General features: G+C 69.5%; 12 protein-coding genes. 5 read left to right on the plus strand and 7 right to left on the minus strand.

Annotated elements, in window-relative coordinates; genetic code table 11:
• Positions 1-34 precede the first annotated feature (34 nt).
• A complete protein-coding gene (locus AMYNI_RS0114635) occupies positions 35-730 on the plus strand; it encodes a TetR/AcrR family transcriptional regulator (RefSeq protein WP_169515745.1) in 696 nt (231 codons plus the stop codon).
• Between the two features lie 227 nt (positions 731-957).
• On the opposite strand, the gene AMYNI_RS0114640 is transcribed toward AMYNI_RS0114635, so the two are convergent.
• The 7 genes from AMYNI_RS0114640 to AMYNI_RS0114670 form a co-directional block, all read right to left on the minus strand.
• Positions 958-1,578, minus strand: a complete 621-nt coding sequence (locus AMYNI_RS0114640; protein ID WP_020668771.1) for a TetR/AcrR family transcriptional regulator — start codon at positions 1,576-1,578, stop codon at positions 958-960.
• Positions 1,579-1,622: 44 nt separating this feature from the next.
• Complete coding sequence (locus tag AMYNI_RS0114645; RefSeq protein WP_020668772.1) at positions 1,623-2,513, minus strand: oxidoreductase; 891 nt, start codon at positions 2,511-2,513, stop codon at positions 1,623-1,625.
• Complete coding sequence (locus AMYNI_RS0114650) at positions 2,513-4,033, minus strand: flavin-containing monooxygenase (RefSeq protein WP_020668773.1); 1,521 nt, start codon at positions 4,031-4,033, stop codon at positions 2,513-2,515. Before AMYNI_RS0114650 ends, AMYNI_RS0114645 begins: the two co-directional genes overlap by 1 nt.
• A complete protein-coding gene (locus AMYNI_RS0114655) occupies positions 4,003-5,568 on the minus strand; it encodes a flavin-containing monooxygenase (protein ID WP_020668774.1) in 1,566 nt (521 codons plus the stop codon). The genes AMYNI_RS0114650 and AMYNI_RS0114655 overlap by 31 nt, the downstream gene beginning before the upstream one ends.
• A 250-nt stretch (positions 5,569-5,818) precedes the next feature.
• Positions 5,819-6,835 carry an alpha/beta hydrolase gene (locus tag AMYNI_RS0114660; protein ID WP_020668775.1) on the minus strand — a complete coding sequence of 339 codons (1,017 nt, stop codon included), beginning with the start codon at positions 6,833-6,835 and terminating at the stop codon, positions 5,819-5,821.
• 237 nt (positions 6,836-7,072) lie between these two features.
• Complete coding sequence (locus AMYNI_RS0114665) at positions 7,073-7,915, minus strand: SDR family NAD(P)-dependent oxidoreductase (protein WP_020668776.1); 843 nt, start codon at positions 7,913-7,915, stop codon at positions 7,073-7,075.
• A 22-nt stretch (positions 7,916-7,937) separates the two neighbouring features.
• Positions 7,938-8,864: an AurF N-oxygenase family protein gene (locus AMYNI_RS0114670; RefSeq protein WP_020668777.1), complete on the minus strand. Its 927-nt coding sequence runs from the start codon at positions 8,862-8,864 to the stop codon at positions 7,938-7,940.
• 286 nt (positions 8,865-9,150) lie between these two features.
• On the opposite strand from AMYNI_RS0114670, the gene AMYNI_RS0114675 reads away from it, so the two are divergent.
• Genes AMYNI_RS0114675 through AMYNI_RS0114690 form a run of 4 tightly spaced genes read left to right on the plus strand, consistent with a single transcriptional unit; the run spans position 9,151 to position 13,155 of the window.
• Positions 9,151-9,963 (plus strand): MlaE family ABC transporter permease, encoded by an 813-nt coding sequence (locus AMYNI_RS0114675; protein WP_020668778.1) that lies wholly within the window; start codon positions 9,151-9,153, stop codon positions 9,961-9,963.
• Positions 9,963-10,823 carry an MlaE family ABC transporter permease gene (locus tag AMYNI_RS0114680; protein WP_020668779.1) on the plus strand — a complete coding sequence of 287 codons (861 nt, stop codon included), beginning with the start codon at positions 9,963-9,965 and terminating at the stop codon, positions 10,821-10,823. Before AMYNI_RS0114675 ends, AMYNI_RS0114680 begins: the two co-directional genes overlap by 1 nt.
• Before the next feature lie 3 nt (positions 10,824-10,826).
• Complete coding sequence (locus tag AMYNI_RS0114685; RefSeq protein ID WP_020668780.1) at positions 10,827-12,146, plus strand: MCE family protein; 1,320 nt, start codon at positions 10,827-10,829, stop codon at positions 12,144-12,146.
• Complete coding sequence (locus tag AMYNI_RS0114690; protein ID WP_020668781.1) at positions 12,136-13,155, plus strand: MCE family protein; 1,020 nt, start codon at positions 12,136-12,138, stop codon at positions 13,153-13,155. The genes AMYNI_RS0114685 and AMYNI_RS0114690 overlap by 11 nt, the downstream gene beginning before the upstream one ends.
• Positions 13,156-13,158: the final 3 nt, after the last annotated feature.

Consider the following 13,158-nt stretch of genomic DNA (forward strand, 5'->3'; position numbering starts at 1 on the left):
GCGGTATCCGATACCTGGCATTACGATGGTCGTCGTGGATGAGCGCAGCACCGGCCGTGACGGCCGCTCCGAACGGTGGAGCCAGCATCGGGCGCAGCGCCGCGAGGAGTTCCTGGACGCCACCTTCCGCGCGCTCGCCGAACGCGGGCCGGATGTCACCATGGCGGATATCGCGGCCGAGGCCGGGGTGGCGAAACCCAGGCTGTACCGGTACTTCGGGGACAAGGGCGACCTGTTCGACGCGGTCGCCGAGCGGACCCTGCGCAACCTCTGGCAGCGGCTGCTGCCCACGCTCGAGGTGCGCGACCAGCCGCGCCGGGTGGTGCGTACCGCGCTGGACGCCTACGTCGGCCTGGTCGCGGAGAATCCCAACGTGGTGCGCTTCCTGATCGGCAGCCGGTTCGTCGAGCGGTCCTGGGAGAGCGATCCGGTGCTGGACAACGGCCGCAAGGTGGCCGGGGTGCTGGCCGCGATGATCGCTCGCAACCTGAAGGCTTTCGGGGCGCCGGCCGGTGGCGCCGAGCCGTGGGCGAACGCCGTGGTCGGCGCGGTCGCCGCCGCCACCGAGTGGTGGCTGGAGACCAAAACCATGACCAGGGACCAGCTCGTGGACTATCTCGGCGTTTTCGTCTGGGGCGCGCTGGACGCGGCGCTGCGCTCGGAAGGCATCGCACTGGACCCGGCCGAGCCCGTTTCGCTCAACGACCTGGTGCGCAAGTCCGAGCCCTAGTCCGCGGCGGCCCGCATTATCCTCTTTTCGCACGCTCGCGCGGGCTGTGTCGGCGTCGGCGGCCGAGTTGTCCACACCGGCCGGAACCATCCACAGATTCGCCGCGACCCCCGCCCGCGGCTCGTCCGGGCGATAGGCTGGAGCGGGGCCGCCCCCCGGGAAGGGTGGGGGTTTGCGGTGGGGTGGGTTTTGGTTGGGGTGGTGGGGTTTCGGGGCCGGCGCCGGGGTCAGGGGCCGGTGATGCCGTCGAACATGACTCGGATGCCGGCCGCGATCCAGCGGTCGCGCTGGGCGGCCGGGTCGGTGGCGGTGAGCAGGGACAGCCCGCAGGAGATGATCACGCCGACCAGCGCCTGCGCGGTGATCTCCACATCCAGGTCCGCCGGCAGGAAACCCTTGCGCACCCCGTTCTCCAGGTACATCGCGGTGCCCTGCGCGATCCCGTCGTAGGTCTGCAGGGTCAGCTCGGTCATCTCCGGGTCCGCGCTGAGCGCCTCCACGAACAGCAGCCGCACCAGTTCGGGGTCCTCCACGAACAGCGTGAACATGCGCTCGCAGATCTGCTCGCACTGCGCCCGGTACTCGGCCAGCGTCTCGGTGGCGTTGGGATCGGCCAGCGCCATCACCGACATCAGCCGCTCGGCCGCGTTGGCCAGCACGTGCACCAGGATGTCCCGCTTGTTCGCGAAGTACCGGTAGAACGTGCCGTGCCCGATGCCGAGCTCGTTCGCGATGTCCGCGATCCCGGCCGCGTGGTACCCGCGCTCGGTGAACACCTTGAAGGCCGCGTGCACGATGTCCGCGCGCCGCTGTTCGGCACGTTCGGCCGCTCGATCCGCTGTTGTCATCGCGATCAGTATCCCACTTCAGCGAACCCGGCCCGGCCGGCATGTCAGCGCCCGGGACCGGCGAACTCGTACTCGACCCCGGTGAGCTCCTCGGACAACGCCCACAGCCGCCGCTGCACACCTTCATCGCGGGAAGCCGAGTTGGACCGGACCCGGTGCGGATACCCCCACAGCTCACCCGGCCCGTCCGGGCCGACGAACGAACCGCCGGGCAGCTCGGGCACGGTCGCCGCGTACAGGCTGGGCAGCGCGCCACGCTCGGCGGGCTGGGCGAACAACCGGTTCGCCAGTCCCATCGGCAGGTCCTGGATCGACTCGGTACGGCCCTGCAGATTGGTGTCCGAGTAGCCGGGATGCGCGGCGTACGCGCGCACCGGCGAACCGGCCGCAGCGAGCCTGCGCTGCAGTTCGTAGGCGAACATCAGGTTCGCCAGCTTCGACTGGCCGTAGGCGGCCCAACGCCGGTAGCCCTTCGACCAGTTCGGGTCCGTCAGCCGGATCCGGCCGATGCGGTGCATGAAACTGCTCATCGTGACCACCCGGTCGGTGATCCGGCCGAGCAGCAGCCCGGTCAGCGCGAAATGCCCGAGGTGGTTCACCCCGAACTGGGTGTCGAACCCGTCCTCGGTGCGCCCGCGCGGCACCGCCATCAGCCCGGCGTTGTTGATCAGCACGTCCACCTGCTCGGTGGTCGAGTCCGCGAACGAACGCACCGAAGCCAGGCTGGCCAGATCCACCTGGCGCACCTCGACGTCCCCGGTCATCCCGGCGGCCGCTTCCTTGCCCTTGTCCACGTTGCGGCAGGCCAGCACCACATGCGCGCCCGCGCCGGCCAGCCGTTTGGCCGCGATCAGGCCGAGCCCGCTGTTCGCGCCGGTGACCACGGCCGTGCGCCCGCTCTGGTCCGGAATATCGGACGCTGTCCATTTGGCCATCAGTGAACCCCTGTTTTGTACTCGTAGTCGTCGAGATCGAAATGCCGGCTGCGCCAGCGTGCCTCCAGCACGGTGGACGGCCGGATGTAGGGCATGTCGCCGTGGGAGTTCACGTAGTAGGTGCGCAGCCCACGGTTCTGTTCCCGGAAGTAGTAGGCGATGTTCGCGCCGCGTTTGCGGACCCTGGCATGGTAGGTGTCGTGCGCCGACTGGCGCACTTCCGCGGACGTGGCTCCGCGGCGGCGCGCCTCGGTGATCGCGCGGACCGCGTGCCGCGAGGTGATCTCCACCAGCGCGTGCCAGCCGGTGCCGGTCCAGGAGTACGGGCCGACCAGCATCCAGCGGTTCGGCAGTTTCGGCACGCTCACGCTTTCGTAAGCCTGCAAACGGTTCGCCGCGTAGAACTCGCCGAGGTCGAACCCGTCCCGGCCGACCACCGCGCCCGGCCGATAGCTCTCCGGGTCCGAGAACAGCTCGTAACCGGTGGCCAGCACGATCATGTCGAACTCGTGCCGCGCCCCGTCCGCGGTGCGCAGCCCGGTCTCGGTGAACCGCTCGATCGGGGTGGTGACCAGTTCGGTGTTGGGCCGGTTGAAGGTGCGCAGGAAGGTGTTCGACAGGGTCGGGCGCTTGCCGAGCGGGCCGTAGCCGGGGAGCAGCGCCCGCCGCACCTTTTCGTCCCGCACCACCCGGCGCAGGTACCAGCGGTAGGCGCGTTTGGCGCCGGCGTCCATCAACCGCATCGCCCGCGCCGCGATCGGCAGCGGCGCGTACACCGCCGCCCGCAGCAGCAACTCCACTCCGAGCAGCATGATGCCGTGCAACAGCGACATCAGGCCGGGCAGCCGGAGCGCGGCCCGCGCGGCGGGCGGGATCTCGAAGTCGGGCTTGGGCAGGCACCACACCGGGGTCCGCTGGAACACCACGAGCTTCGCTACCTCCCCGGCGATGGACGGGGTGATCTGCACCGAGCTGGCGCCCGTTCCGATCACCGCGACCCGCTTGCCGGTGTGCCGGTAGCCGTGGTCCCAGCTGGTCGGCCGCTGGATCTTGCCGGTGAACCCGGCGAGGCCGGGGATGCCGGGATCGTCCTTGGGGTTGATGAACGCGCCCACCGCGTTGATCACGAACCGGGCGGTGAGCACCGGTCCATCGGCCGTGTGCAGCCGCCACAGGTGCCCTGGCTCGTCCCATTCTTCGCGCATCACCTCGGTGTGGAACCGCAGGTGCTTGCCGAGACCGAAGCGGTCGGCCACGTCCTGGTGGTACGCCTTGACCTCGGCGCCTCTGGCGAAAACCCTGGTCCAGTCCGGATTGCGGGCGAAGGAGTACTGGTAGGCGATCGACGGGATGTCCACTCCGATGCCGGGGTAGGTGTTGTCGCGCCAGCTGCCGCCCACCTCGTCGGCCCGTTCCAGGATCGCGAAGTCGTCGATGCCGGCCTCCCGCAGCCGCACCCCGGCGGCGATCCCGCCGGGGCCCGCCCCGATCACGACGACTTCGTGGTCGGGCTGAGCCATTCGCTACGCACCTCCCCGTTCGCAGTGGCACCGGTGGCGCCGGCGGTGAGCGTGCGGTAGCGGTAGTCGTCCAGCGAGAACCGGCGGCTGGACAGCCATGCCTGGGTGGCTGTGGTGGGGCGCAGCAGCGAGAAGTCCCCGTGGTGGTCGATGTAGTAGGTGTTCGCCCCGCTGCAGTTGTTGCTGAACAGCAGCGACCGGCTCGCCCGGCGGTGCGCGAACTCGAAGAACCGGTCGTTCGCCTCCTGGCTGACCTCCACCGCGGTCGCCCCCCGCCGCCTGGCCTCGGTGATCACCCGCATCGCGTGGTAGGACTGGGTTTCCACCATCACGTGCCAGGAGCTGCCGGTCCACGAAAACGGCCCGAAGATGAAGAAGCTGTTGGGCAGCTTGGGAATGCTCACGCCCTCGTAGGCCTGCACCTTCTCGGTGGCGAAGAAGTCCGCCAGGTCGAACCCGTCGCGGCCCTTCACCGGCACCTTGCGGTAGTTCTCCGGGTCGTTGGACAGCCGGAACCCGGTAGCCAGGATCAGCGTGTCCACCCGGTGCAGTTTCCCGTCCCTGGAACGGATCCCGGTCGGCGTGATCCGCTCGATGCCCTCGGTGACCAGCTCCACGTTGTCGCGGGTGTAGGTCTTGTAGTACGTGTTGGAGACGCTCGGCCGTTTGCAGCCGAACCCGTAGTCGGGGGTGAGTTTGCGGCGCAGTTCGGGGTCCTTCACCTGGGTGCGCAGGTACGCGCGGATCCCGCGTTCGGCGCCGCGCGCGATCACCGAGCCGGGTTTGCCGGAGACGATCACCCCGACCAGCAGAGCCTCCACCACGGCCGCGGTGACGGTCCGCACCACGGACTGGGTGAACGGCAGCCTGGCGAACAGCTTCCGCACCGTCGGTGAGATCTTCAGGTCCGGTTTGGCGAACACCCAGATCGCCCGGCGCTGGAACACCGTGAGCCGCTTCGCAACCTTCGCCACTTTCGGCACCATCTGGACCGCGGTGGAACCGGTGCCGATCACCGCCACCCGCTCGCCGGTCAGGTCGTGCTCGTGGTCCCAGCGGGAGGTCTGGATGACCTTGCCGCGGAACTCGTCGAGGCCGGGGATGTCCGGTTTCAGCGGGTCCACGAACGCGCCCAGCGCGGTCAGCACGTACCGGCAGGTCAGCACCTCGTCACCGAGGTGGATCCGCCAGAGGTGGTGCCGCTCGTCCCAGACCCTGGCGGTCATCTCGGTGTTCAGCCGGATGTGCGGGCGCAGGCCGTATTTGTCCGCGCAGTGGTCGATGTAGGCCTTGACCTCGCCGCCCTTGGGGAAGACCCGGCTCCAGTCCGGGTTCTTCTCGAAGGAGAACTGGTAGGTGAACGACGGCAGGTCCACCGCGACGTCCGGGTAGGTGTTGTCCCGCCAGGTCCCGCCGATGTCGGCGGCCCGCTCGATGATCAGGAAGTCGGTGATCCCGGCGCGTTTCGCCGCGATCCCGGCGCCGAGACCGCCGAATCCCGCGCCGACGATGATGATCTCGTGGTCCGGCCGCATCAGTATCCTCCCTTGTGGACGGTCTCGTCCTCGCTTGGGCGCAGCCACGGCGAAGTTGTGCACAGTCGCCCCGGCCTGTGCATAACCGCCCCGCACATCCCGGCCCGCCCGGCACGCGGCGCTAGACTGGAGCGGGGCCGCCCCCCGGGAGTGGTGGGGGCTGCGCGGACGCGCCGAACCCCAAGAACGATCACGTCGAGCCGCTGACCGACCCCGCCATCCGCGCCGGTGCCCGGCACCCGTGCGCCGGTCACGGGGTCACCTCGCGGATGAACGCGCCGAGGTCGCGGATCGCTTCGCGGCCCTGGGGCAGGAAGTCCGCGGCAGCCTGGAAGACGTGCACCTGATCGGCCCACACCTGCAACCTGGCCGGCACCCCGGCGGCGGCCAGCCGCTCGGCCATCAGCTCGGCGTCCGGCAGCAGCAGTTCGGTCGAGCCGACCTGGATCAGGCTCGGCGGCAGCGCGCTCAGGTCTTCGTCCACAGGGGACACCAGCGGACCTGGCGAGCCCTCCACCAGCACCCTGGCCCTGGTCCGCTCGGCCAGTTCCCCGATCGCCTCCAGCGCGCCGGGCGGGAACAGCGGGTCCCGGGTGGCATTCGGGTGCACCGCCTTGCCCGCCGGGTCGAGGTCGGTCAGCGGGGACAGCGCCGCGATCCCGGCCGGCCGCGGCAGGCCCTTCTCGAGCAGGGCGAGCGCGACCACGAAGGCGAGGTAACCGCCGGCCGAGTCGCCGGCGATCACGATCCGGTCCGGGGAGAAGCCCCGGTCCAGCAGCCAGCGGTAGCCGGTCACCCCATCGGTGACCGCGGAGCTGATCGGCGCGGCCGGCAGCATCCGGTAGTCCACCGCCAGCACCGGCGCGGCCCCGGCCGCGGAGATACTGGACACCAGCCGCCGGTGCGTGCACAGCCCGCAGCAGACGAACGCGCCGCCGTGCAGGTACAGGATCGCCCGGCTGGCCCCGGTTTCCGGCACGCCGGGGCCGCGAAGCCATTCGGCGCGGCAGTCGGCCAGCCGGACCGGCTCGCGTACGGTGCCACGCCGGGCGCGCAGCACCACCGCGATCCGGTCCACCAGCCAGAACGGCCATGGCAAGCCGGGCCACCGGGCGTACAGCGCCAGCACCGGCCGGACCAGGACCCGCAGGAACACCGCCAGCAACTTCGACCCCCTGCTGGCACCCCCTTTGTGCTCGATCACCGGGCCGGGAGGCGTCGCCCGTTCGGCCTTCGCGGTCGCTCCCTCGGCGGCGAACTCCGCCATGACGACTCCTCCCATCCGGAATGACAAGTCATTCCGCTCACTTTGTACCACCCCGTACGGCCACGGCCAACCCTGCGCACTTCCTCCGCTCCCGCCCGGCACGGCCCAACGTGACATTCGGCTCGCTCTATGGACCAAACGTCACGTTGGGCCAGCCCGCCGCAGGAGAAAGGCGCCGTTCGCAGCGGTACGAACGGGCCGCTCGTGCGGAAAGGAACACGGAAAGGAACACGGGACTCAGAACCGGCCGAAGCGGCGGCCGATGGCGAAGCCGGCCCTGGCCAGTACCGCATTCATCCGCTGGTAGCGAGCGCCGAGCAAACGGGGAATCGCGTCGAAGAGGTAGGCGTCCGGGCCGATCAGGATCCGCGGCTTGCCCCGCTCGACGCCTTTCACGATCGTCTCCGCGGCCCGCTCCGGGGTGGTCAGGGCGATCCGCTGGAAGTCGCGGTCCACCTTGTCCATCCGCATTTCGCCACCGGAACGCGCGTCCCGCACGATGTTCGTCTTGATCCCGCCGGGATGCACGCAGCTCACCCCCACCGGCTGCCGCTCGATCAGCATCTCCTGGCGCAGCGCCTCGGTGAACCCGCGCACCGCGAACTTCGCCGCGTTGTAGGCGCTCTGCGTCGGCACCCCGACGAAGCCGAACACACTGGACACGTTCACCAGATGCCCGTCCCCGGACGCGATCAGGTGCGGCAGGAACGCCTTGGTGCCGTGCACCACGCCCCAGAAGTTGATGTTCATCAACCAGTCGAGATCCTCCCACCGCATCTCGTCCACATTCGCCGACAGGGCCACCCCCGCGTTGTTCACCACCAGGTTGACCCCGCCGAACTCGCCGGCGACCTCCTCCGCGTGCGCCAGCACGGCGGTCCGGTCGGCCACGTTCACCTGGTACGGCAACGCCAGCGCACCCGCCTTCTCGCAGTGCGCCGCGGTGTCCGCCGCCCTCGCCATGTCCACATCGGACACCGCGAGCCTGGCACCGCGGCCGGCCAGCTCCAGCGCCAGCGCCCTGCCGATGCCCGAGCCCGCGCCGGTGATCACCGCGACCCTGTCTTCGAACCGCTTCACGTCTGCTCGCTTTCTGCGGTGGCTAGCGCGGCATCAGCCGGGAACGTCGCCAGAGCGCTTTGATCAGGCGGCCTTTCAGCATCCCGGTCTCCTCGAAGAACCGGAGCATGCGCTCGGCCATGAACTGCATGGTCTGCTGGTAGTGCGGGTTGTTCATGGCCGCGCGGTGCCCGGTCAGCGGCCGGATCCCGACCGCGGCGTATACCCGCGGGTTGACCAGCGCGATCGTGACGCCGTTCGCCGCGACGGCCAGCACCAGGCGGTTGAGCCACAATTGGAAGCGGTTCAGCTTCTCCGCGCTTCGCACGAGTTCTTCCCGCGCGAAGCTGATGTGCCGCGCTTCTTCCAGCACGTGGATCCGGTTCAGCATGCGCATATGCGGCTGGAGCGACTCGTCCACCATGGTTTCGCGCTGGCCGCGGTCCAGGATCTCTTCGATCAGCAGCGCCATGCCGTAGCTGACCGGGCCGATCGGGATCAGCGAGATGAACTTGAACGCATGCGCCGCCAGCCACGGCTGCCGATACGCGGGCAGCCCGGACTTGCCGATGAACCGGCCGAACATGGTGGAGTGCCGGCATTCGTCACCGATCTCGGTCAACGTGTACTGGCTGTGCCGGCTGCTCGGGTCGCCCTCGGCGACGATCCGCAGCAGCAGGTGCATCAGCGCGACCTCGGCGTAGATCCCGTAGCTCACCATGCTGACGGCTTCGTGCCGGCCGAGCTCGAGCCGCTGCTCCTGGCTCAGGCCGTCCCACAGCGAGGTGCCGTAGAGCGAGACCCGATGCTCCGGCAGGTACGGCGCGCCTTCCAGCATCGGCGCGTCCCAGTCGATGTCCACCTGGGGGTCGTAGAACTTCTCGGCCGAGGCATTCAACAGCCTCTTCGCCGTCTTCTCCCGGTCACCCACGGCCTTGCCGCGGTGACGACCGGCGGCGGTTTCGCTCATCTGGATGCACCACCCCGTGCAAGTATTTGATACCAGCGGTATCCGTTACTTCCAGTACTATCGCCTCCTGGCGACCGGGGTGTCAACAGTCACAAGGCCCGCGAGCCCCCAGATCGGGGGCTTGCGCAACGTAGTAACCCGGGTCACACTCGCTCGTTAAGATATTGAACTCGTGAGTAGGTAACACGCAACACGGCCGGAAGGGGTGCGGCGTGCGGACTGCGGAACCGATGCGACCAAGAAACGGAATGACCTATCATTCCGCTGCCCTGCCCAGTGTGGGCCGATGACCCAGGGACGGCTTGCCGAGCTGGTGCAGACCAGGGTGGTGCGTTCGTTCGCCACCTTCGGCGAGGTGCTCGCGATGTCCGTGACGGCCACCCGGCACCTGGTCACCGACATCCCGCGCGGGCGCTTCGCCTGGAAGGAGTTCGTCCGCCAGGCCTGGTTCATGACCAGCGTCTCGGTGCTGCCGACGGTGCTCGTCGCGGTGCCCTTCGGCGTGATCATCTCGGTGCAGGTGAGCAGCATCGCCCAGCAGGTCGGCGCCACCTCGTTCATGGGCGCGGCGAACGGACTCGGCGTGATCCAGCAGGGCGCGCCGATCGTCACCGCGCTGCTGCTGGCCGGCGCGGTCGGTTCGGCGATCACCTCCGACCTCGGCGCGCGCAAGATCCGCGAGGAGATCGACGCGCTGGAGACGATGGGCCTGTCCCCGGTGCGACGGCTGGTCGCGCCGCGACTGGCCGCGATCCTGCTGGTGTCGCTGGTGCTCTGCGGGGTGGTGGTGTTCACCGGCGTGGTCACCGGCTACTTCTTCAACGTGCTCGCCCAGGGCGGCACCCCGGGCAGCTACGTCAGTTCCTTCGCCGCCTTCGCGCAGCCGTCGGATCTGATCCTGGCGGAAGGGAAATCCTTGCTGTTCGGCGGAATCGTCGGGGTGGTCGCCTCGCACAAGGGACTGACCGCCAAGGGCGGGCCCGGCGGAGTGGCGCATGCGGTGAACGCCGCGGTGGTGCTCTCGGTGGTGCTGCTGTTCGCGGTCAACGTGGTGATCACCCAGCTCGCCGGCCTGCTGTTCCCGTCGAGGATCGTGTGATGGCGGTCGGCTCCCGGTACCGGCCGCCCGGCGCCTTCCTGGTCAAGCGCGCGGTGAACGCGCCCTACACCGGACTTGCCCTGATGGGACACCAGGCGACCTTCTTCGCCCGCGCGTTCTCCGCGATCCCGCTGACCCTGCGGCACTACCGGGCCGAGGTGTTCCGGCTGCTCGCGGACATCAGCTGGGGCAGCGGGGCGGTGGTGGTCGGCGGCGGCACGGTCGGCGTGATCGTGCTGCTTTCGCTGTTCACCGGCGCAACGGTCGGTGTGGAGGGCTTCAACGCGCTGGACATCCTCGGCCTCGCCCCGCTCACCGGGTTCGTCTCCGCCTACGGCAACACCAGGGAGCTCGCCCCGCTGATCGCGGCCATCGCGTTCACCGCGCAGGCCGGCTGCCGGGTCACCGCGCAGCTCGGCTCCATGCGGATCTCCGAGGAGATCGACGCGCTGGAATCGATGTCCATCCGCCCGCTGCCCTACCTGGTCACCACCCGGATGCTGGCCGCCTTCCTCGCCGTCATCCCGCTCTACCTGGTCGGCCTCGCCGGCAGCTACATCGCCACCCAGGCCGTGCTTTCCGTGCTGTACGGCCAGACCAGCGGCACCTACCTGCACTACTTCCACGCCTTCCTGGTGCCGGGCGACCTGCTGCTCTCGGTGCTCAAGGCGGCCACCTTCGTGGTGCTGGCGACGCTGATCCACTGCTATTACGGCTACTACGCCACGGGCGGCCCGGAAGGGGTCGGCGTGGCGTCCGGCCGGGCGATCCGCGCCAGCATCATCGTGATCGTCCTTGCCGACATGCTGATGACACTGGCCTTCTGGGGTTTCGACCCCGGCATCCGGATTTCGGGGTGAAGTATGGCCTTCCTTGACCCGTCCGGACGCGGTCCAAAGACCGGCACGCTCGCGATCCGCGGGCTCTGCTACCTGACCGCGGTGGCACTGGTGATCACCCTGCTGGTGCTCCAGTCGCGCGGCGCGTTCCGCGACGACCTGCGCGCCACCGCGGTGGTCAGCGATGTCGGCGACGGGCTGCCGCCCGGCTCCGACGTGAAGGTGCGCGGGGTGCTGGTCGGCACCGTCGGCACGGTCGAGTCCACCCCCGGCGGGGCACGGCACGTCGTCCAGCTGAACCTGAAACCCGAGCACGCGCAAGGGATTCCGGCCTCGGTGAAGGCGCGCATCCTGCCCACGAACATCTTCGGCGCGCCTTTCGTCGACCTGGTACCCGAAGCCGGCGACGACACCGTGCTCGCCGCGGGCGCGACCGTGCCGGGTGACGACTCGGTCGAAGCGCTCCAGCTGCAGACCGCGATGACCGAGGTGCGGGACCTGCTGGCCGCGGTGGAGCCGGCGAAGCTGAACGCCGCGCTGACCGGGGTCGCGGACGCGCTGGACGGCCGCGGCGCCCAGCTCGGCTCGATGATCGACCGGCTGAACTCCTACCTGTCCGCGCTGAACCCGCACGCGGGCACCTTCGGCCACGATCTGTCCACTTTGGCCGCCGCACTGGAGGGGCTGCAAGCGAACGCGCCCGCGCTGCTGGACACCGTGGACTCCGCACTGGTCACCAGCCGGACGGTGGTGGAGAAACAGCAGCAGCTGGCGAACACGCTGACCGGCGGCGCGGCGACCGTGGACACCGTGCACGGCCTGCTCCAGGACAACGGCGACCGGCTGATCAGGATGGCGAACCAGAGCGCACCGGTGCTGCGCGAGGTCGCCAAGGATGCCAAGGAAATCCCGCTTTCCTTCGAGGCGCTCAGCAAAGGCGTCGCCTCGTTCGCCGGCGCGTTCCCACCGCCGCACCACTGGCTCACCCTCGACCTGATCTTCACCGTCACCCCGTTCACCCCGTACACCGCGCGGAACTGCCCGGCCTACGGCGCGCTCGAAGGCCCCAACTGCGACGATCCCCTTCCGCCGCAACCGGATCCGCTGCCCGTGCCACCTCCCCAGCCGCCGGCACCACCGGCCCAGCCGCTACCTCAGACGGCCGCCCCAGCTCCGGCGCCCTCGGCGCCGTTCGGCGGCATGGTCGGCCCAGTGGGCAGCGGGGAAGAGCAGGACATGATCGGTTCGATGGTCGGGGACGCCGCGAACGCCCTCGGGTCGCTGGGCAGCCTGCTGCTCGGCCCCTTCTTCCGCGGAACGACGGTGGTGCCAGGTGGGAAATAGCGTCAAGGGCCCGCTGGTCAAGCTCACCGTGGTGGCGGTGGCCGCCGTGCTCGCCTCGGTGCTGGTCTACAGCACGCTGCGCAACACGGTCAGCGGCACGACCCAGACCTACGTCGCCGAGTTCACCGACGTGACCGGGCTGCACGAAGGCGACGACGTGCGCATCGCCGGGGTGAAGGTGGGCCGGATCGAAAGCATGGCGCTGACCGGCGTCCGCGCCGACGTCAGCTTCACCGTGCAGACCGACCAGCCCGTCTTCGCCAACACCCGCGCGCTGATCCGCTACCAGAACCTGATCGGCCAGCGGTACCTCGCGCTGCTGCCGGGGTCTGGCGCGTCCCAGCCGCTCGGCGACGGCGCGCGCATCCCGCCGGAGCGCACCGAGCCGTCGCTGGACCTTTCCGCGCTGCTCAACGGTTTCGAGCCGCTGTTCTCGATGCTGGAGCCGGCCGACATCAACCAGCTTTCCGGCACCATCATCGGGGTACTGCAGGGCGAAGGGCCCGCGCTGAACTCGCTGCTGAGCCAGAGCGCGGCGCTGACCGGCAAGCTGGCCGAACGCGACCAGGTCCTCGGCGACGTGCTCACCAAGCTGACCGGCGCGCTGGACCACCTGGCCGGCAAGGACGCCGAGTTCGAGCGGCTGATCGGCCAGGCGAAGCACCTCGTCGGCTCCTTCGACGGCAAGACCGGGCCGATTTTCGGTGCGATGGAACGCATCGACAAGGTCAGCGGCAACATCTCCGGCCTGCTCGAAGATATCCGGCCCGCGCTGCGCGCCGACCTCGGCAAGTTCAACCAGGTCGCCGGGCTCTTCCTGAAGGAGGGGCCGGACGTCGAAGCGACCCTGCAGGCGTTTCCCGGTTTCCTCGGCGGCCTCGCGCGGGTGAGCCAGTACGGCTCCTGGCTGAACCTCTACGCCTGCAGCATCGACATCAACCTGGCGCCGTTCCCGGTCGGGCTGCTGCCCCAGCTCGCCGGTGGCAAGCAGTCGGAGGTGTGCCGGTGAAGA

Origin of the sequence: Amycolatopsis nigrescens CSC17Ta-90, assembly GCF_000384315.1 — a bacterium.
GTDB lineage: Bacteria > Actinomycetota > Actinomycetes > Mycobacteriales > Pseudonocardiaceae > Amycolatopsis > Amycolatopsis nigrescens.